The following is a 19,699-nucleotide window of genomic DNA, read 5'->3' as shown; positions in this document are numbered from 1 at the left end:
GTTTCGCGCGGCACGATTTCGGGGTTGTAGATTCAAACAACAATATCCATGCTCCCGCGCAAACGAGTCAGGAGATGATGGATGGGCGAGGGAACAGTGCTGGAGCGGCTGGCGAGCGTGGCGGGTGCGGACGCACATCTCATCGGCGGCAAGCTCGTTCAGGGCGCTTTCGAGGACGGGGGGCGCAGCTTCGCGGTGATCGATCCCGCCACCGGCCGCCCCTTCGCGCTCTGCCCGGATGCCTCGCGGGCCGATCTCGATGCCGCCGTCGCCGCCGCCCGCGCCGCCTTCCCGGCCTGGGCCGCGCGCACGCCGGAGGATCGCCGCGCGCGCATCCACGCTCTCGCCGACAGCATCGCCGCCGCGGCCGATCGCCTCGCCCCCTTGCTCACCCGCGAGCATGGCAAGCCCATCGAGCAGGCGCGCATGGAGCTGACCGTCGCCGCGCATCACATGAAGCAGCTCGCCGCGCTGGAGATCGGCGATGAGGTGCTGCGCGATGATGCGCGCGGCAAGGTGGAGCTGCGCTACCATCCCCTGGGCGTCGTCGGCGCCATCGCGCCGTGGAACTTCCCCATCGCGCTCGCCATGCACAAGGTCGCGCAGGCGCTCTACACCGGCAACACGCTGATCCTGAAGCCCTCGCCCTACACGCCGCTCACCACGCTGGCGGTGGGCGCGCTCGCGGCCGATGTGCTGCCCGCCGGCGTGATGAACGTCCTCGCCGGCGGCAATGATCTGGGCGCCTGGATGACCGCGCATGAGGGGATCGACAAGATCAGCTTCACCGGCTCGGTCGCCACCGGCAAGAAGGTGATGGCCAGCGCCGCCGCCACGCTCAAGCGCATCACGCTGGAGCTGGGCGGCAATGATGCGACGCTGGTGCTGGCCGATGCGGATCTGGACAAGGCCGCCGCCGGCATCGCCCGCAGCGGCTTCTACAATTGCGGGCAGATCTGCATGGCCATCAAGCGCGTCTATGTGGCCGAGCCCGTGCGCGATGCCTTCCTCGAAAAGCTGGTCGAGAAGGTGCGCGCCCTCAAGGTCGGCCCCGGCAGCACCCCCGGCATGGACATGGGGCCCATCCAGAACCTGCCGCAATATGAGAAGGTGAAGGCCTATCTGGAAGACGCCGTCGCCCGCCCCGGCGCGCAGCTGTTGACGGGCGGGAGCGCGAGCAGAGGGACGCAGGGCGGCGCGCACGGCGAGGGGGGCTATTTCATCGAGCCGACCATCATCGCCGGGCTGGATGAGAGCGTGCCCCTGGTCTGCGAGGAGCAGTTCGGCCCGGTCATGCCCGTGCTCAGCTTCACCAGCGAGGATGAAGCCGTGCAGCGCGCCAACGCCACCCGCTTCGGTCTCGGCGCCTCCGTCTGGAGCACGGACGAAACCCGCGCCCGCGCCGTCGCCGGTCAACTGATGGCCGGCACCGTCTGGATCAACCGCCACGGCCTCAACGAGTCAGACGTGCCCTTCGGCGGCATGAAGGACTCCGGCTATGGCCGCGAGCATGGCGTGCTGGGGATACGGGCCTATCAGGAACTGCAGGTGGTGAGCCGGCCGGTGGGGTGAGGGGGCTAAAGCCCTCACGCCTGAACCCGCCCCCGTTCGTGTCGAGAGAAGTCGAGACGCCACCGCGCCTGACCTCGCCTCCCGCTCATGTCGAGAGAAGTCGAGGCGCCTCCGGCAAAGCGCTGTTCTGTCTCAACTTCATTGGAGATTCGCGTTTTTTGCGAGTGGTTGAGACGATGCTGTTTTTGAGAAGGGGCCTCTTAATCGCTCTAATGAGCGACAATCTCCGACTACGATCTATCAGACGTGCTTCAACGCTGCAGCGATCGTGGGAAGATACCGCGCCACTTGCTCGCGATCGCTCTCTTTTTCTTCCGGACTAAGATCAACATAAGTCGTTTCGGATTGCCGTTCCCAACGCTCCACCAGATCAGCGGGCAGAACTAGCGAACCGTCTGCCTGTCGCACGCCCTTCGAATGCATATACCGCTGCCAATGCGCCCAACGTTCATGTTCAATCGCTGCTAGGTCATCTATCAGCGCGTCAAGTATGGCCTCAATTTGGCTGAGCTTGGCCATCGTCTTATATCAATCCCTCGGCCACCAGCCTTTGATAGTGTTGCCCGAGCACGGTCAGTTCACAAGATTTACTATTCATGGCGGCGTGCCACATGTGCTCCTCGCCTACCGGCCGCACCAAGTTAACTTTCACGTAGCGCTGTAAGATCGCAAAAATAGCATTCTTCTGGGGATCCGGTGCGGGAATGCTTGAATCAGATTTTTGTTCTGCAGATCGTTCTGGCTCATAAGCTGGGTCCAGCGGAAAATCGTAATCAGGCCGAGGAAAATAAGTTGCTAGCGCCTGTAGATCTGCCAGCGGAATTGGCGCTGCCGCCTTACGCAGCGAAACAAACGTTTTAACGTTTGTTTTGAACATTGGACGCTGCGCCCAAGGGCCGAGGGACTGATCAATATGGGCATACACGCTACCAGGCGTTACGTCCCCAAGAAGATTCGCGGCAGCACCTCCAAGTGCATCAACGAAAAGGCTGGTGAAGACGCCGGCGCCGCCTCCCGTTACCTCCAGAGCGTACTGTTCGGCAGTGGAAGCAGTTAATATAGTCATCCCCTCTTTTACTTCAGAAACCGGCTGGTCAGGCCGCGTACCTGCAATTCCGCTGTGGCAGCTGTCGAGAATGACGATCTTGTTTTTTGCAGGAGATTTTCCCGCTAATGTCATCAGTTCAGAAAGCGAGAAGCCATCATCGCCAGACTTACATCCCGTGCCGCAGAGGAAGCCCCCAGTATCCTCAACGTAACCGTGGCCTGCAAAATAGAAGAGAGCGATTTCGGAATCGTCAGAAAATAAATCTCTAACTGCATCCTTAATGTCTGATCTTTCTATGCGTTCTGAGGCGCTTGTTCCTGTCATTATCTTAGGCGTCGCGAAGTTTACCGTGCCATCTGCATGGCGCTCAAGCATGCTTCTCACTGAATGTGCATCGTTAACACATCCACTCAGGTTACCAATATTATCGTAATAATCTATTCCGACGATGAGAGCCTTGCGCACCGGATTACCTCATCATAGAGAGTCTATAAAATCATTGATGTTTTTGTCGCTCCAAGGGTAGGTCGCTACTCCCGCCAAATTAGTGCGATCATTTGCGTATGCATAAATGCCACGCATAGGCTTTCCTTCCTCGTGAGCACACTGAACCTCCCACTTTTGTCCGCTGGAGGTCAAAGAATTCTTGCTAACCAATACGATTACTCCATCGGAGCGACGAATCCGAGTACGTACTTTTGCTTTCCACTCGGTGTCGTATGCTTCTTTCACCGACATATCTATAAATTCAAATGGTGCGCGTGGATGAAGAGATTGGCCTTTTAGAAAATCTCTCTGCCGCTCATCTTCGATAGCAAATGCGACGAAAATAACCTTTTTGTCGGCCATAATACGCTCCCAAAAAAATGCTTCCTAAGTGGCTCGACGTATGATTACCCACGGCACAGAAAAAGCAAGAGGATGGTATAATTAATTTCGAGAGGGTGTCTAAACACCACATTCCGTACACATCGGACTGTCAAATTTCGAGGGATTTGGCATTTCTTATCTAGTCGACGAACGCCGCATTTGCGCCTTTGACTGTGGTTGATAAAGTTGCCCTACCGCCGCACCTTAACCTCCACCAGCACCTGACGCTTCTCCTCCCGGATCACCCGCGCCGCCTCGCGCAGCGTGTCGGCGAGCGCGGCCGGGTCGGCCACGCGCGCGGTCCAGGCGCGTGAGGCCTGCGCGATCTTGCAGAAGTCGGGCAGCGGCTCGAGCGATGTGATCGGCATCACATTGGCGCGCGCCGCGTGGCCCTGGGGGTAGATGCCCAGGGTCGATCCGCGCACCGCGCCCCAGATGCCGTTATTATAGACGATGGTGAGCAGCGGCAGGCCGTGCGCCTCGGCGATCTGGTGGCAGGCGACCGGATTGGCGAACATGTAGCTGCCATCGCCCACCGTCGCGACGACGAGCCGCTCGCGGTCCGCCAGCTGCACGCCCAGCGCGGCGGGCAGCCCCCAGCCGAGCCCGCCGGAAATCGGGTTCTGGAAGAACTGGTCGCCGCGCAGCCCGGTCACGAATTCCGGCTTGGCGCCCAGTTCGCTGACGATGCAGCCCTCCGCGCCGATCAGCGCCACGATCGCGCGGGTGACGAAGGCGGCGGACATGGGCGGCCCGGCGCGCACCGCGCTGTCCAGCTGCGCGCGCCGCGCGGCGTGGCGCTCGGCCAGCCGGGCGAAGCGGGCGGATCGGTCCCGCGCCGGGGTCAGCGCGCGCATCGCCTCGTCCAGCGCGGCGATGATATGGGCGGATTCGCCGGTCAGTGCCAGATCGGTGGCAAAGCCGCGCAGAGGCACTTCCAGCTGGTGCGGATCGGCCCCGGCCTGGATCACCGTCGCCTGCTCGGCAAAGCCGTGGCGGTGCGGCAGCCAAGGCACGATGGCATCGAGCACCAGCACCACGTCCGCCGCCGCCAGGTCCTCGCCGGGGTCGAACCCGCCATGCATGGGCGAGGCGCCGTCGATGGAGAGCTGCGAGGGCCAGAACTCGACCACGGGGATCGCGTGGCGCTCGGCAAAGGCGGTGAGCGCGGCGAACCCGCCACCACGCGCGCCCGTCCGGAAGGCGACGATCAGCGGGCGCTCGGCGGCATCGAGCAGCCGCGCGGCCTCCGCCAGATCCTCGGGATGCGGCGCGGCGCGGGCGGCGGCATTGCGCGGCTTGCTGTCGCGATAGGTCGTCACCTCACACAACGCCTCGCGCGGCAGGCCCAGATACACCGGGCCGCGCGGGCTGGAGGTGGCGATGGCCACCGCGCGGTCGACCAGCGGGGCGATCTGCTCGGGGCGAGCGAGGGTGGCGTCCCACTTCACCGGCTCGCGCACCATCGCGGTCTGGTCGCGCATGTTCTGGCCCCAGTTGATCGGCGAGTTGCGGTGGCCGAGCGGCCCGTGCTCCGTATGCGGGGTGATGCCGCTGGCGAGGATCATCGGCACCTGGTCGGAGGCCGCGTTGAGCACGCCCATCACGCAATTGGCCAGGCCCACATTGGTGTGGACCATCACCGCCTGCGGCCGTCCGGTCGCCAGATAATAGCCATGCGCCATGCCGAGCGCGGCGGTCTCGTGCGGGATGAGGATGGGCGTGGGCACCTTGAAGTCCGCCACCTGCGCATGGGCAAAGCCCTCGATCACCGGCGCAAAGTCCGTGCCGCCATTGGCGAACAGATACTCGATGCCGTTGGCTGCCAGCCGCCGCAGGAAGATCTCGCCCGCCGAAGCCTCGATCATGGGGGCGTCGATATCCGCCGTCTCCGCAGGGGCAGAAACGCTTTGCGCCGGACTGACCATGAAATCTCCTATCTTTGGCAGCTTATTTTGTTGTCATTGATAACGAAAAATGTGGCTGCTGCAAGGAATCGTGCTATTGGCGGGGGGCAGGGATTGTCTCAAATGACGATCATCAAAACCGCATTCTGTTGTTGCCCAAGGGAGAGTTTTGCATGAAGCCAGCGCCGTTCCGAGCCGACCATGTGGGCAGCCTCATCCGCCCGGACTATCTCATCGAAGCCCGGAACAAGAAGGCCGCCGGCGAGCTCAGTGCGGAGGAGCTGCTGACCATCCAGCAGGACGCGATCCGCGAGGTCGTGGCGCTGCAGGAAGGCGTCGGCCTCAAGTCAATCACAGACGGCGAGTATAATCGCGGCAGCTGGCACACCGATTTCCTGCTCCGCTTCGCCAATGTCGAACCTTGGCAATCCAGCCACCGCACCACCTTCCGCAACGAGCAGGGCACGGTCGAGAGCAAGCCGCATACGGTGCGCATCACCGGCAAGCTCAGCCGCCCCAAGCCGATCTTCGTCGAGGACTTCAAGTTCCTCAAGACGGTGACGAAGGAAACGCCCAAGATCACCATTCCCTCGCCCTCGATCATGCACTTCCGCGGCGGGCGCGATGCCATCGATGCTGAGGCTTATCCCACGATGGAGGAGTTCTACGCGGACCTCGCGGCGGTCTACGCCGAGGAGATTGGCGACCTGATCGATGCCGGCTGCCGCTATCTACAGATCGACGAGACCAACTTCGCCTACCTCTGCGATCCGACCCTGCGCGCGCAGGTGCCGACCAGCATCGGCGAAGATCCGGACGAGCTGCCGCACGTCTATGCCAAGCTCATCAACGCGGCGATCGCCACCAAGCCCGATGATATGGCCGTCTGCATGCATGTCTGCCGGGGCAATTTCGCCGGGCGCTGGGTCGCCGAGGGTGGCTATGATCCGGTTGCCGAAGTCATGTTCAACGAGATGAACATCGACGGCTATTTCCTGGAATATGATTCCGACCGCGCCGGCGGCTTCGAGCCCCTTCGCTTCCTGCCCAAGGGCAAGACCGTGGTGCTCGGCCTCGTCACCACCAAGCGGGGCACCATGGAAAGCCCCGACGAACTCAAGCGGCGGATCGAGGATGCGGCGAAATATGCCGATATCAGTCAGCTCGCACTGTCGCCGCAATGCGGCTTCTCCAGCGGCATCGGCGGCAACATGATGGACATCGAGCACGAGAAGGCCAAGCTGGAACTGGTCGTGCGCGTAGCCGAAGACGTCTGGGGCTGACGCCTCCCCGCGCAGTACAAGATGGGATTTCTGAAGGGCGGCATCGGCAGGTGTCGCCCTTTCGCATGCGGTGCGGAGAAGGCGAAGCCGGTTGACAGTCAGCGGGATAATTATCAAGAAGCTTTATATAAAGTAGATTGTCAATTTGTGCGGCCGGAAGTCGGCGGGAGAGGGGGAGCATGAGCGCGCAGTCGCGATCCGATGAAGGAAGGCCGCGGCGGCTGCTCTATCTGCTCAAGCGCGGCTACACCGCCGGCAAACTGGAGCTGGACGAGGTAGTGCGCGCGCACGGGCTGACGACCAGCGATTTCACGATCCTCTCTTTCCTCAAACGCCTCGCCCCCTGTTCCGCAGCGGAGCTGGCGCGGGTGCAGCGGGTCACGCCGCAGGCCGCCACCCAGCAACTCGCCCAATTGCGCGAGAAGAACCTCATCACCAGCGAGACCAGCGAACTCAACCGCCGGATCTCGCTCATCAGTCTGACGCCCGAGGGGCAGGCGCGGTTCGAAGCGGTCAATGCCGATGCGCGGCGGCTGGAAGAGCAACTCACGGCCGGGCTGGCGGAGCAAGAGCGCAAGACATTGCTCGATCTGCTCACCCGCCTGGTCGTGTCCATGGAAGCGAAAGGACAATCCATCGATGACAAGTGAACACACCTATGAGGCCGTGAAGGTCACGCTGGATGACGGCATCGCATGGGTGTCCCTCAACCGCCCGGCCAAGCGCAATGCGATGAATCCCACGATCAATCGTGAGATGTGGCAGGTGCTCGATGGGCTGGAGGTGCGCGACGATGTCGGCGTCGTCGTGCTGACCGGTGAGGGGGAGGCCTTCTCGGCCGGCATGGACCTCAAGGAATATTTCCGGGAGACCGAGGGCGAATCCGCCATTGTACAGGCCCGCTTTCGCCGCGCCGCGACGGATTGGATGTGGCGGCGCCTGACGCACTATCCCAAGGCCACCATTGCGATGGTCAACGGCTGGTGCTTCGGCGGGGCATTCACGCCGCTGGTCGCCTGCGATCTGGCGATTGCCGCCGATGAGGCCACTTTTGGCCTTTCGGAGATCAATTGGGGGATCATCCCGGCGGGCAACGTCACGCGCGCCGTGGCGCAGGTGATGAACCACCGCGACAGCCTTTATTATATCATGACCGGCGATCCGTTCGACGGGCGCAAGGCGGCGGAAATGGGGCTGGTCAACCGCTCGGTGCCGTTGGCCGATCTGCGTGCCGAAACCGAGGCGTTGGCGCGCAAGCTACTCTCCAAGAACCCGACCATCCTGCGCCACGCCAAGTCCGCGTTCAAATATGTCGAGCGGCTGGATTGGGACACGTCCGAGGCGATGCTCGGCGCGATGGCGGCGACGGCGGCGGGTCAGGATACCGAGCGTGGGCGTCGCAAGGGGATGACGCAGTTTCTGGACGAAAAGTCCTTCAAGCCCGGCCTGGGCGGGTATCGCCGCGAGGATTGATCGCTCCTCGCGTGTAAGCGCCGAACCTCACCTGCTCCGCGTCCCCGCCTTGGGCAAGGGGCGCGGGGAGGGCGCCGGTCTCAATCCATCAGGACATTCAAGCCCCGGCTAGCGAGGGTTTCCCGCACTTGCTGCACCCGGACCTTGCTCCGGTCCAGATTCATGCCGCCTTCGCTCAGCAGGGCGCGCACCGCGTCCGTATCGACCTGACGCGGCGAAACGCCGTCGCGCACTGCCACGGCGGCGGCCACACCCGCGGCCTCGCCCATGGCGATGCACTCGGGCATCAACCGCACGCGCTGATGGGCCTCATTATCGAATGAGACGGTCTTGCCCGCGACCAGCAGATTCTCGATGCCTTGCGGGAGCAGGCAGCGATAAGGCAGGCCCAGCACGACGACCGAGATCGGCATTTCGGTGAGGTCATGGCCCTTGCCGCCCTCGCTGCCATCGGGCTTGTGGCGCACCCAGCCTTTCACATTCGGGCCGCGATAGACCTTGAGGGCGATCTCGTCCGCAAAGGTGGCGCCATCGAAAATGTCATCGCGGGTGAGCGTGTAGTCGCCGACAATCCGGCGGCTGTCCCGCACACCGATCTGCGGCGCCATATCGATCAGGAAGGCGTCCTCCATGCCGGGAATGCGCTTGACGAACGGCAGGAAATCGCGCGCCCGGCGGCGACCTTCGACCTCCGCGCCGGTGAGGTCGGCGGCGTCGGTGGGATCGCGATTGAGCACCTGCACGGCATAGAGATAGCCGATGCCATGGCGCAGATTGGCCGGTGTAGCACCAAAGATCGAGATGTGATGGCCGAATGTGCCGGGCAGGGCGCCCTCTTCCTTGCCCTGCGCCACCAGCGACTTCCAGCCGGTCAGGTGGACATATTGGGCACCATCGAGCGGATTGGCGGGCGTACCCCACAGCTTGGAGAAATCGTCCGGGTTCGCGCGGGCATGGGCCTGCATCCGTTCCCAGTCGACGCCGCCCATGCGGCACAACATCATCATGGGTTGTGGGTCCTCGCGCGGATGCATGGCGACGCCGGCGCGCGCGGCGACATCGGCATCCCCGCTGGCGTCGATGATCACATCGGCGAGAATGGCCTGCCGGCCGGATTTGTTCTCGATGATGACGCCCTTGAGCGCATCCCCCTCACGGATCACGTCGACGACATTGGTGTTGAGCAGGAGATCGACGCCGGCTTCCACCAGCATGTCGAGCACCACCAGCTTGAGCATCTCAGGGTCGTAAGCGAGATTGAAATACTCCGGCAGGAAGGTCTCGGCTGCGGCATCATGCGCGGCGAGGCGCTGCTGCATCTCGCGCAAAATGCCGCTCATATTCTCGCAACTGAGGAATTCAGTGACGAACGACATGGGCCCGGTGCCGCCGACAACGGCGTTGCGCTCGATCAGCAGCACTTCAGCGCCATTGCGTGCGGCACGGATGGCAGCGGGGTAGCCCCCTGCGCCGGCACCGACGACCAGAACCTGCGTGCGCCGCGCCACCGGGATCTCCCGTGCGGCCTCGGTGATGGTTTCCCGTGCGGTGGGAGCCCCGAATCTCTTCTCCATGCAAAAATAATATAGTCATATGTTTTGAGCCGCAAGCGGCGATGCCGCTTGCAAAGAATATTATAGTTAGATAGTTCCTGGCGGCCGACAGCAAGGGGTGACGCATGACAACCGTGGACCAGCAGGAGTGGATCGAGGAGCAGCCGCAAGTGCTGCCGGTGGTTGACCGGGCCGCAGTGCTGGTCTGCGGCGGAGGCGCCGGCGGCGTCGCTGCAGCGGTCGCCGCAGCCCGCAATGGCGCCGACGTTCTGATGATCGAGCGGGATACGACCTTGGGGGGCACCGGGCCGCGCTCGTTCGTCACGGAATATCACCAAGCCTTCTTCACCGGCGGGATCATGAAAGAGGTGATCGAGCGGCTGCGCGCCAATGGCGGTGCCGATCCGGACCTGGAGGACGGGCATTTCGCCGTGCCTTTCGACCCCGAAATCCTCAAATTCGTCCTCGCCGAACTGGTGGAGGAAGCCGGCGTACGCATGCTGTCGCAGACCTGGGTCACCGATGCGATTGTCGAGGATGGCGCTGTGCGCGGCGTGGTCATCGAGAACAAGGCCGGGCGGCAGGCCGTGCTGGCCGACGTGGTGATCGACGCGACCGGCGATGCCGACGTCGCGGCCCGGGCCGGAGCGCCGATGCAAGAGTATAATCACCCGCAGCCGATGGTCATGCTCTTCCAGATCGGCGGGGTGGATTATCGCCACAGTCAGGATCGCAAGGGTCGCACCGAGATGGTGAAGGCAGCCAAGGCTGCAGGCGTTCTGCTGGACGACGTCTATCTCGACAACTTCTCCAACTTCGGCATCGCGCCTTCCACCCGGGCCGGGCAGATGGGCTATATCTACGGCGTCCGTGTGCTGCACCGCGACCCTTATGATGCCGACGAGCTGACCGATGCGGAGATCCGCGCCCGGCAGGGCGTGCGCGCCTTCATGCCGTTCCTGCGCACCGTGCCGGGGTTCGAGGAGGCCTATCTCATCAAGGCAGCGCCGATGATCGGCGTGCGCGATTCCCGGCGGATATTGGGCGACTACACGCTCACGCGCGACGACATATTGGAAGGGCTCTTCCACGCGGATGACATCTTCAAGCGTTACCACCGCCTGCCTGACACGCTTGGCTTCGTGCGTCACCCCTCGGATGGCAGCGAAACGACGGCGGCCTTTCGCGAGCGGCTGGCTAACGCCAAGATGGTCACGTCGGTGTTCGGCGTGCCCTTAGGCTGCCTGATGCCGCAGGGCTTCGAGAATCTTCTGGTTGCCGGCAAGACCGTGTCGATGAGCTATGAGGCCCATTCGCGCTGTCGGCAGATCCCTGACTGCATGGCCTTCGGTCAGGCGGCGGGGACGGCGGCGGCGCTGGCTTGCCGGGACGGGGTGACGCTGCGCGAGGTCGCCATCGACGAATTGCAGGCGCTGCTGATCGCGCAGGGCCAGAACCTGGCCGATGGCGCGATCGATATCAGCAAGGCCAAGATCCACAATATGGTGCGGGATTAAGCGGATGAGCACGACGATCATGGAACGCACAGCGGGGGCAACGCGCGGTGAGATCATGCTGCCGGGCCGCCGAACCCCGGTCTATCGCGCGGTCGACGTGCTGGTGTGCGGCGGCGGATTGTCCGGCGTAGCGGCGGCTGTGGCGGCGGCGAGGGGCGGGGCGCGCACGCTGTTGGTGGAGCGCAACGTGGTGCTGGGCGGCAATGGCCCCTTGTCCTTCGATATCGCCCTTACGCCCGCAGAACAGGGCATCGCGGCCGAGTTGGTCAGCCGGCTGGAGCGAAACGGCGATGCCGGGCCGGACCTTCTCGGCGATGGTCTGGTTCACGATGCCGAGGCACTCAAATATGCGCTGCTCGATCTCGCGCAGGAGGCGGGGGTGCAACTGCTGCTCTCCAGTTGGGCGGCCGATCCCATCGTGGAAAAGGGCGTCGTGCGGGGCGCGATGGTCGAGAACAAGTCCGGGCGCTTCGCTGTCCCGGCCGGCGTTGTCATCGACGCCACCGGCGATGGCGAACTGGCGATGCGGGCGGGCGCTGCAATGCGCGGGCTGGACGAGCCCGCCAGTATCGCCATGAATTACCGGATTGGCGGCGTCGCGTTCGATGCGGTGCTGGACGGACAAGCGACATGGCCTGCCCGCCTCGCCGAGGCGAAGGCGCGGGGCGTGCTGTCGCCCGATCAGCCGGACCGACTCGTGCTCTATGGGATAACGTCAGCGGGTCGGGACAGGGGCGTGGCCTATGTGCGCGGGCCTTCCATGCAGGTTGACGGGGCAACCAGCGTCGCGCAACTGGGCGCGCAGGAGGCGCGGGCGCGGACATTGATCCGCGAGATCCTGCCGCTCCTGCGGACCCTGCCTGGACTCGAAGCGAGCTTTCTGATCGACGTCGCGGGTGCCATGCAGGCCGCGCGCCTTCGCCATGTCGTGGGCGGGCATGTGCTGGGCGCTGAGGATGCGCCACTGAAGAGCGATAGTGCACTCATTGATGCGGCACTGCGCCCCCGCGAGTTGAGCGGGCTGTTCGTCACCGGGCGGGCTGTCTCTGCCGATCCGCGCGCCTGGGCCGCGCTGGGCACGGGCGGATCGTTACAGCTCGGCGAGCGGGCGGGCGCGCTTGCGCTCGCGCATCTGGCGGCCAGGTCCGCTGCCTGATCGCGGCAGAACTCGGCAATGGCGTCAGCGCTGAAGATTTCGTAGAAGACGCTCCCCCGGCAGCGCGGGGTTTGGGGCGGAGCGTCTTCTTTTTCATGGATTCATCGACCAACACCGATCGCGGCTCTGGCGCCCGCATGATTGCGCTGCTCAAACTGATCGGCGAAAGCGACGGCGATTGCGCGCTCAAGGATCTTGCCGCGGGCACGGGAATGCCGGCGAGCAGCGTGCATCGGCTGTTGCAGATGCTGATTCGTGGCGGGTTGGTGGAGCGGGGTGACGGCACATCCTATCGGGCTGGGCGTGAACTGTTCAGGCTGTCCGCCAACATCTTGAGCCGCAGCCATTATGTCGCGGCGGTGCGGCCTTTCCTCCGCACCCTATGGACGGGTTGGCAGGAGACGGCGGTATTCTGCACCTACGATGCCCCCCATCACCGCGCCATCGTCTCAGAGCGAATCCTCACGCCGCACACGCTGCGTCATGTGCTGGAGCCCTATACTGATCTTTCGCTGACCTGGGGCTCGCTGGGCCGTGCCATTCTCGCCCATCTGGAGGCGGAGGATCTGGCGGCGGCGCTGGCGCAGAGCCCGGTGGGGCCTTTGACCGGCGCCCCGACGCCGCCGCCCGAAGTGCTGGTGGAGGAACTGGCCGCCATTCGTGAGCGGGGCTGCGCAATCTTCTACAGTCAGGAAGCCGATGTCGCGGGCATCGCGGCGGCTGTCTTCCGCAGCGGGAATGCGGTGATTGGGTCGATCGGCCTCACGATGCCGGCCAAGCGCTTCGGCACGATGGACCGCGAGCGCATGGCGAGCGACGTCATGGCGGCAGCGCGCACGCTCAGCGCTACCTTCGGCCACGCCTCCGCCGAGGCCTGACGCCCGCCCTGGCGGGCCAGGGCGGGTCGTCAGGGTTAGGCGGGATCAGGCTGGCGGGAGGTGGAAGACCTGCGCGGCATTGCGATGGCAGACCGCCTCGCGTTCTTCTCCGTCAAGCGGGGCGTGGTTGATGAAGGTGACGGAGGGCTCCATCTCCTCATAGGGATAGTCGATCGCCCAAAGCACGCGGTCTACACCCAGTACGTCGATCGCGTAGCGCAAGGCCGGGCCATGCTCCACGCCGCTGGTAGTGATGTACACGTTGCGCTTCATGACTTCGGAGGGCTTGAGCTTGCTGCCATAGGCATCGCGCCGGCGCTCGAACCAATGGTCCGTGCGCCACAGGTGGAACGGGATGTTTTCACCCATATGGCCAATCACGATCTTGAGGTTGGGCAGCTTGTCGAACACACCGCTTAGGATCAGCCGCATGGCATGGGTGCCCGTTTCGGCAGCATAGCCCCAGATCGCCGATTGCAAGCGATGATCGCGGAACGGCTCAGCCATGCCGTCTGACGGGCAGCGGGGATGGATGTAGATTGGCCGGTCGAGCGCGGCGGCGGCCTCCAGGATCGGCATGAACTTGGGATCGTCCAGATACTCGTTATTGGTGTGCGAGTTCACGATGAAGCCGCTGAAACCGAGCTTATTGACGGCGCGCTCCATTTCCTTGGCAGCCCGGCCCGGGTCTTGCGGCGCGAAGGACGCAAGGCCGGCGAAGCGCTTCGGGTGAGCGCGGACCACTTCGGCTAGGCGATCATTGGCAAGCTCGGCCATGGCGACGGCCTGATCGGCGCGGAACATCTGCACGCCCGGCGAGGTGAGCGAAAGGATCTGCATGTCGACACCGAGGCGGTCCATTTCCGCGAGCCGCTCCGTCACGTCGCGCAGGCGTCGGGTGAGGCGATCGGGTCCACGCGAACCAAGCGGGTTAATCAGCTGCGCGTCCAGATTGGGCCATGTTCCGGTGGCAAGGGCGGCCAGCGCGTCCTGATGCTCGGCAATCGTCCAGGCTTCCTCAACGGCGATCCGTCGCGCGGGTGCGGCGGCTGGGGGCGGCCGCATCGTGCGCGCCGCTGCGGTGCCGGTCATCGCGCTCATGGCGCCGCCAGCGGCAAGTCCGCCCGCCAGAAGCTGCCGTCGATCGAACTCTGCCATTCATCCCTCCTCGTTTTTCTGGGGCGGAAGCTACGGCGGTGCGGCAACAAGTCAAGTCGTCAATTCCAATATACGGAACAAGACTTCTGCAATATGGAATAAATTTGACATGCGCGCCGAGCGTCGCCATGGTCCCGCCCGATAACAGCCCGAGGCACGGGCGTTCTGACATTGGAGGAGAGTGATGATGAAGAAGGCCAATCTTTTGTTGCAGGCCGCGAGCGCACTGGCGCTAAGCGCCGCAACCCTGGCGACACCCGCCATGGCGCAGGATGCCCCCGCTCCCCAGCAAAGCGCTCCCCAGCAGGCCGATGCCGATGACATCGTGGTGACCGCGCAGTTCCGCTCGCAGCGTCTGCAGGATGCGCCGCTGGCCATCACCGCCGTCTCTGGCGACATGCTGGAAGCGCGCAGCCAGACGAGCATCGCTCAGGTTGCCGCACAGGCACCCAACGTCAATCTCGCCGAAGCGCCGGCCACCTACGGCCCATCGATCCAGGCGTTCATTCGCGGCGTCGGCCAGTCGGATTCGACGTTCGCGCTGGAGCCGGGCGTCGGCCTCTATGTCGATGACGTCTATTACTCGACGCTGCAGGGCTCGATGCTCGATCTGCTGGACCTCGACCGGGTGGAAATCCTGCGCGGGCCGCAGGGCACGCTTGCCGGGCAGAACTCGATCGGCGGCGCGATCAAGCTCTATTCCAAGAAGCCGGACGGCTCGGGCGGCGGCTATGTCCAGGCAACCTACGGTAGCTTCAACCGCACCGAGGTGCGCGGCGGCCTGAACCTGACGGTCGTGCCCGATCAGCTTTTCCTGCGCGTCTCCGGCGCTGGCGTGAAGAAGGACGGCTACGTCACGCGCTACGATTACCGCTGCACTCACCCGGCCTCGCCGGTGCGGACCTTTGCGATTTCCGACAATTGCAAGCTCGGTACGGAGGGCGGCAAGTCCTATGTCGCCGGCCGCGGCACGTTGCGCTGGACGCCTAATGACGCGGTCGACATTTCGATCATCGGCGACATCACCCGTGATGACAGCGAGTCCGCGCCCTCCACACTGCTCTATGTCGGCACGCTGACGGGGCCGGGGTCGAGCGCGACCGCCCCTTATGTGATCGACGGCGTCCGCTATGGTACGGCCACCGGCTCGCCCTTCATCAGCTATTCCCCTTACGGCAATTTCGCGCAGGATACGTTCACGACCAGCCCGTTCGTGAGCTATGAGAATTACCTCAACTATGCCCCGCGTGATGGCACGGCGCCTTATGCAGCGCCGGCGCGTAACTCCCTTGATGCCTGGGGCCTCTCAGGCAACATCACCATCGATGTCGGCGATCTGAGCATCACCTCGATCACGGCTTATCGTAGCTATAATTCGGTGTTCACATCGGCCGAGTCCTCGCCGATCAACATCGCGCTGACGGCCAATGACGTGAACCACAATCAGTTCAGCCAGGAACTGCGCGCCAGCGGTGCGATCGGTACGCTGCTGAACTATACGGTGGGCGGCTATTATTTCGAGGGCACCAGCGACGGCGGCTCGCGTGTCCAGCTTCCCACGCTGGAATTTCGCCAGAACGACCATGTCGAATCCCAGACCATCGCTGCCTTCGCCAATGCCGAACTGCATCTGACGGAGAAGCTGACGCTGATCGGCGGCCTGCGCTACACGGACATTACCAAGAGCTTCCAATATGCGCGCAAGGGCAATCCGGGGAACATCTACGGCGGTAATGCGCCGCCGTCGCTCGCCCCGCTCGATGGGCTGGTGCGGACGTTCAAGGGCGATCGTCTCGATTATCGCGGTGTCATCCAGTATCGCTGGACGCCCGACTTCATGACCTATGCGCAGATCGCGACGGGCTTCAAGAGTGGCGGCGCCAACCCGCGGCCGTTCTTCCCGGCGCAGGCGCTGACGCATGATCCCGAGACGCTGACCGCCTATGAAGTCGGTTTCAAGAGCGACCTGTTCGACCGGCTGCTGCGCCTGAACGTCTCCGGCTTCCTCAACAAGTATAACGACATTCTGGTCAGCGTCTCGACCTGTCCGACGGTGCCGGCCGCGCCCTGCGCATTGCCGCTCAACGCCGGCAAGGCGGATGTGAAGGGCTTCGAGGTCGAGGCGACGCTGCGCCCGGTTCGCGGCCTGCTGATCGATGCCTCGCTCGGCTATCTGGACTTCGACTACAAGTCGATTTCCGCCATCGGCCAGAGCGCTGGCATCACCCTCGATATGGACGCGCCCTTCGTGCAGGAATGGCGCTGGAGCGTCGGCGGGCAGTACAAGATCGAACTGGGTGATGCCGGCTCGCTGACCCCGCGCATCGACGTCAATTCGCAGAGCCCCTATTTCTCGACGGCGATCAACCGCGCGCCGTTCAACCAGGTGGAAGGGCGCACGATCGTGAATGCGCGCCTCACGTATCGCGATGTGGCCGAGGATTGGCAGCTCTCGCTTGAGGTCACCAACCTCACCGACCGGCTCTATTATGACGGCCTGTTCGACAATCGCGGATCGACCCAGTCCATCCAAGGGCGCCCGGCGCGTCCGCGGGAATGGGCTGTCACCATCAAGCGCAATTTCTGATAGATGATGACCCCGGCCGGTCTTGCGCCGGGGTCTTGGAAGAGGAGCTTCGAGATGAACATCCAAGTGTCTCACAAGGGGCAGGCCGCCGATCAGGCGACCGGCACGATCGTGGCGGGTTTGCCCATGCCCGAATTCAAGCGGATCACCGTCGAGCCGATCTCCGGCGCGTGCGGCTGCGAGATCAGCGGTGTGGACCTGCGGGAGCCGCTGGATGACGAGACGCTCGCCGAAGTGATGAAGGCGTTCGAGCATTTTCTGGTCATCGTGTTCCGCGACCAGGATCTGACGCCGGAGCAGCACAAGGCGTTCACGCGCTACTTCGGCCCGATTACCGAGCTGCCGCAGGCGCCGACCTACGGCGAGCATCAGGATATGCAGGAAGTGCGCCGCGAAGCGCATGAGCCGGAGAACGTCGTTCCCTCCTTCGAGCACTTCCACACGGACAGCCCGTTCCTGCTGCAGCCGCCGCTCTGCGTGGTGATGCGCGCGCTGGAAGTGCCCAAATTCGGTGGCGATACCGCCTTCTCGAACGGCTACCTCGTCTATGAGCATCTTTCCGATGCTATGAAGGAACTGCTCGACGGCCTTGAGGTCGTTTACTCAGGCAAGGAAATCTGGGCGCGCAATGAGAAGCTGCCGCCCGAGAAGCGCCTGCGCCTGCGTGAATCGCACGGGTTCAGCGAAGACGAGCTGGAGAATATCCACCCGGCGGTGCGCGTTCACCCGGTGACTGGCCGCAAGGCCTTGTTCGCGACGACGGCCTATTTCAAGCGCTTCGTCGGCTGGACGGAGGCCGAGAGCCAAGCGCTGCTCGGCTATCTCCAGAGCCTTGCCCAGCACCTCCATTATCATTGCCGCGTGAAATGGAAGAAGGACACATTGATTGTCTGGGACAATCGTTTCTTGCTTCATCGTGGCGTCCATGATTTCAAGTACGAACGTCGGCATCTCATCCGCACGACGGTCATGGGCGAGAGGCCGATCGGCCCGAAAGGCCCCAGGAAGGATTGAAATTACCCCATGAAAGTCAGTGCTGCCATCGCCAACATCCTCAAGCGTGAGGGTGTAGACGTCATTTTCGGTTATCCGCGCAACGCCGTGCTGGAGGATGCCGCCGCAATCGGCATCCGCCCGGTCATAGTCCGCCAGGAGCGGACGGGCGTTCACATGGCCGATGCGCTGTCCCGCCTGACGCGGGGCAAGCGCATGGGCGTGTTCGCCATGCAACATGGGCCGGGGACGGAAAATGCCTATGGCGGGGTGGCACAGGCTTACTCCGAATCCGTGCCCGTGTTGGTGCTGCCGCAGGGCTATGCCCGCCGCATCGCCTTCGTGCCGGACAATTTCAATGCCAGCGTCTCGATGCGGGATGTGACCAAGCATGCCGAGCCGATCACGGTTGCGGCAGAAACGCAGAACATCATGCGCCGCGCCTTCACGCAGCTGCGCAATGGCCGTCTGCGCCCTGTGCTGGTCGAGATGCCCTGGGACGTGCTGGGCGAAGAAATCGACGCGCCCGAGAGCTATCAGCCGGTTGTCACCACCCGCTATGCGCCCGAGCCAGACGCGGTGAAGCGAGCAGCCGAGGCGCTGGTCGCCGCCAAGCGCCCGGTGATCTACGCCGGGCAGGGCGTGCACTGGGCCGAGGCCTATGAGGAACTGAAGGCGCTGGCCGAGTTGTTGGCCATCCCCGTTTCCACAAGCCTTGAGGGCAAGAGCGCGTTCGACGAGACGCACCCGCTGGCGCTCGGTTCGGGCGGCGCGGCTATTTCGGGCCAATTGCGGCATTTCCTCGATGAGGCGGACCTCATCTTCGGCATCGGCTGCAGCTTCAGCGAGACGGCGTTCGGCGTGAAGATGCCGCAGGGCAAGCGGGTCATCCATTCGACGCTCGATCCGGCTGACTTCAACAAGAATGTGCCCTGCGAGATGGCGCTGGCCGGTGATGCCAAGCTGACGCTCGGGATGCTGCTGGAAGCCTGTCGCGCGCTGGTGTCAGCGCCGCGCGATGCCGGGCCGGTGGCCGCGGAAATCGCCAAGGTCGAGAAGGAGTGGCTGGCGAACTGGCTGCCGCTGCTGGAGAGCGACGATGCGCCGATCAGCCCCTATCGCGTGCTCTGGGATCTCCAGAAGACCGTGGACGTTGCCAACACCATCATCACCCATGATGCCGGCAGCCCGCGCGATCAGCTCACGCCTTACTGGAAGTCGATCACGCCGCTCAGTTATATCGGCTGGGGCAAGTCCACGCAGCTTGGCTATGGCCTTGGCCTCGCCATGGGCGCCAAGCTCGCTTGTCCGGACAAGCTGTGCATCAACGTGTGGGGTGATGCGGCCATCGGCTTTACCGGCATGGACTTCGAGACGGCGGTGCGCGAGCGCCTGCCCATCCTGTCGATCCTGCTCAACAATGAGGCGATGGCCATCGAACTGCCGGTGATGCCGGTGGCGACCGAGCGCTTCCGCGCGACCGATATTTCCGGCCATTATGCTGATTTCGCCAAGGCGCTTGGCGGCCATGGCGAGCGCGTCACGCGTCCGGAAGAGATCGTGCCGGCCATTCACCGCGCGCTGGCCGCGATCGAGGCGGGGCAGCCCGCGCTGATCGAATTCATAACCGCGAAGGAAACGCGCGCTTCGCGACTATAAAAGCGGGCGACCATAACCGGGTGACTATAAACTGGGAGAGATGCG

Annotated in this window: 16 protein-coding genes; 10 read left to right on the top strand and 6 right to left on the bottom strand. The window is 63.7% G+C overall.

The genetic code is table 11. From position 1 onward, the window contains the following. Positions 1–81: 81 nt before the first annotated feature. Entirely contained in the window at positions 82–1,572 is a 1,491-nt protein-coding gene (locus M2334_RS12805) for an aldehyde dehydrogenase family protein (RefSeq protein ID WP_264605611.1), read from the top strand. Between the two features lie 240 nt (positions 1,573–1,812). Here M2334_RS12805 and M2334_RS12800 read toward each other — a convergent pair whose 3' ends face one another. The 4 genes from M2334_RS12800 to M2334_RS12785 form a co-directional block, all read right to left on the bottom strand. Then, positions 1,813–2,091 carry a hypothetical protein gene (locus tag M2334_RS12800; protein WP_264605610.1) on the bottom strand — a complete coding sequence of 93 codons (279 nt, stop codon included), beginning with the start codon at positions 2,089–2,091 and terminating at the stop codon, positions 1,813–1,815. 4 nt (positions 2,092–2,095) lie between these two features. Next, on the bottom strand, positions 2,096–3,085 hold the full coding sequence (locus M2334_RS12795; RefSeq protein WP_264605609.1) for a caspase family protein: 990 nt from the start codon (positions 3,083–3,085) through the stop codon (positions 2,096–2,098). 12 nt (positions 3,086–3,097) lie between these two features. After that, positions 3,098–3,469 (bottom strand): TIR domain-containing protein, encoded by a 372-nt coding sequence (locus tag M2334_RS12790; protein WP_264605608.1) that lies wholly within the window; start codon positions 3,467–3,469, stop codon positions 3,098–3,100. A gap of 212 nt (positions 3,470–3,681) precedes the next feature. Beyond that, positions 3,682–5,418: a thiamine pyrophosphate-requiring protein gene (locus M2334_RS12785; protein WP_264605607.1), complete on the bottom strand. Its 1,737-nt coding sequence runs from the start codon at positions 5,416–5,418 to the stop codon at positions 3,682–3,684. A gap of 152 nt (positions 5,419–5,570) precedes the next feature. On the opposite strand from M2334_RS12785, the gene M2334_RS12780 reads away from it, so the two are divergent. The 3 genes from M2334_RS12780 to M2334_RS12770 all read left to right on the top strand — a co-directional run bounded on the left by M2334_RS12780 (position 5,571) and on the right by M2334_RS12770 (position 8,153). After that, on the top strand, positions 5,571–6,680 hold the full coding sequence (locus tag M2334_RS12780) for a 5-methyltetrahydropteroyltriglutamate--homocysteine S-methyltransferase (RefSeq protein ID WP_264605606.1): 1,110 nt from the start codon (positions 5,571–5,573) through the stop codon (positions 6,678–6,680). A 179-nt stretch (positions 6,681–6,859) separates the two neighbouring features. Then, a complete protein-coding gene (locus M2334_RS12775; RefSeq protein ID WP_264569702.1) occupies positions 6,860–7,330 on the top strand; it encodes a MarR family winged helix-turn-helix transcriptional regulator in 471 nt (156 codons plus the stop codon). Further along, positions 7,320–8,153 carry a p-hydroxycinnamoyl CoA hydratase/lyase gene (locus M2334_RS12770; RefSeq protein ID WP_264594924.1) on the top strand — a complete coding sequence of 278 codons (834 nt, stop codon included), beginning with the start codon at positions 7,320–7,322 and terminating at the stop codon, positions 8,151–8,153. The genes M2334_RS12775 and M2334_RS12770 overlap by 11 nt, the downstream gene beginning before the upstream one ends. 80 nt (positions 8,154–8,233) lie before the next feature. Here the strand turns inward: M2334_RS12770 and M2334_RS12765 are convergent, their stop codons facing one another. Beyond that, a complete protein-coding gene (locus M2334_RS12765; RefSeq protein ID WP_264594923.1) occupies positions 8,234–9,727 on the bottom strand; it encodes an FAD-dependent oxidoreductase in 1,494 nt (497 codons plus the stop codon). A gap of 104 nt (positions 9,728–9,831) precedes the next feature. Here M2334_RS12765 and M2334_RS12760 point away from each other — a divergent pair, with 104 nt between their 5' ends. From M2334_RS12760 to M2334_RS12750, 3 genes are all read left to right on the top strand, one after another. Beyond that, complete coding sequence (locus tag M2334_RS12760; RefSeq protein ID WP_264605605.1) at positions 9,832–11,223, top strand: FAD-dependent oxidoreductase; 1,392 nt, start codon at positions 9,832–9,834, stop codon at positions 11,221–11,223. A 4-nt stretch (positions 11,224–11,227) separates the two neighbouring features. After that, positions 11,228–12,379 carry an FAD-dependent oxidoreductase gene (locus tag M2334_RS12755; RefSeq protein WP_264605604.1) on the top strand — a complete coding sequence of 384 codons (1,152 nt, stop codon included), beginning with the start codon at positions 11,228–11,230 and terminating at the stop codon, positions 12,377–12,379. A 95-nt stretch (positions 12,380–12,474) separates the two neighbouring features. Beyond that, complete coding sequence (locus M2334_RS12750) at positions 12,475–13,257, top strand: IclR family transcriptional regulator (RefSeq protein ID WP_264594920.1); 783 nt, start codon at positions 12,475–12,477, stop codon at positions 13,255–13,257. 45 nt (positions 13,258–13,302) lie between these two features. Here M2334_RS12750 and M2334_RS12745 read toward each other — a convergent pair whose 3' ends face one another. Beyond that, complete coding sequence (locus tag M2334_RS12745; protein ID WP_264576325.1) at positions 13,303–14,415, bottom strand: amidohydrolase family protein; 1,113 nt, start codon at positions 14,413–14,415, stop codon at positions 13,303–13,305. A 187-nt stretch (positions 14,416–14,602) separates the two neighbouring features. Between M2334_RS12745 and M2334_RS12740 the strand changes: the two genes are divergently transcribed. The 3 genes from M2334_RS12740 to M2334_RS12730 are packed head-to-tail and all read left to right on the top strand — an operon-like array spanning position 14,603 to position 19,654. After that, positions 14,603–17,002 carry a TonB-dependent receptor gene (locus tag M2334_RS12740; protein WP_264605603.1) on the top strand — a complete coding sequence of 800 codons (2,400 nt, stop codon included), beginning with the start codon at positions 14,603–14,605 and terminating at the stop codon, positions 17,000–17,002. 54 nt (positions 17,003–17,056) lie between these two features. After that, positions 17,057–18,016: a TauD/TfdA dioxygenase family protein gene (locus M2334_RS12735; RefSeq protein ID WP_181558976.1), complete on the top strand. Its 960-nt coding sequence runs from the start codon at positions 17,057–17,059 to the stop codon at positions 18,014–18,016. Positions 18,017–18,025: 9 nt separating this feature from the next. Further along, positions 18,026–19,654: a thiamine pyrophosphate-requiring protein gene (locus M2334_RS12730; protein WP_264576323.1), complete on the top strand. Its 1,629-nt coding sequence runs from the start codon at positions 18,026–18,028 to the stop codon at positions 19,652–19,654. Positions 19,655–19,699: the final 45 nt, after the last annotated feature.

It is taken from the genome of Sphingobium sp. B11D3D, assembly GCF_025961755.1.
In the GTDB taxonomy this organism is placed as follows: domain Bacteria; phylum Pseudomonadota; class Alphaproteobacteria; order Sphingomonadales; family Sphingomonadaceae; genus Sphingobium.
Note: the sequence above shows the minus strand (reverse complement) of the source record. Positions and strands in the feature narration are given on the sequence as shown.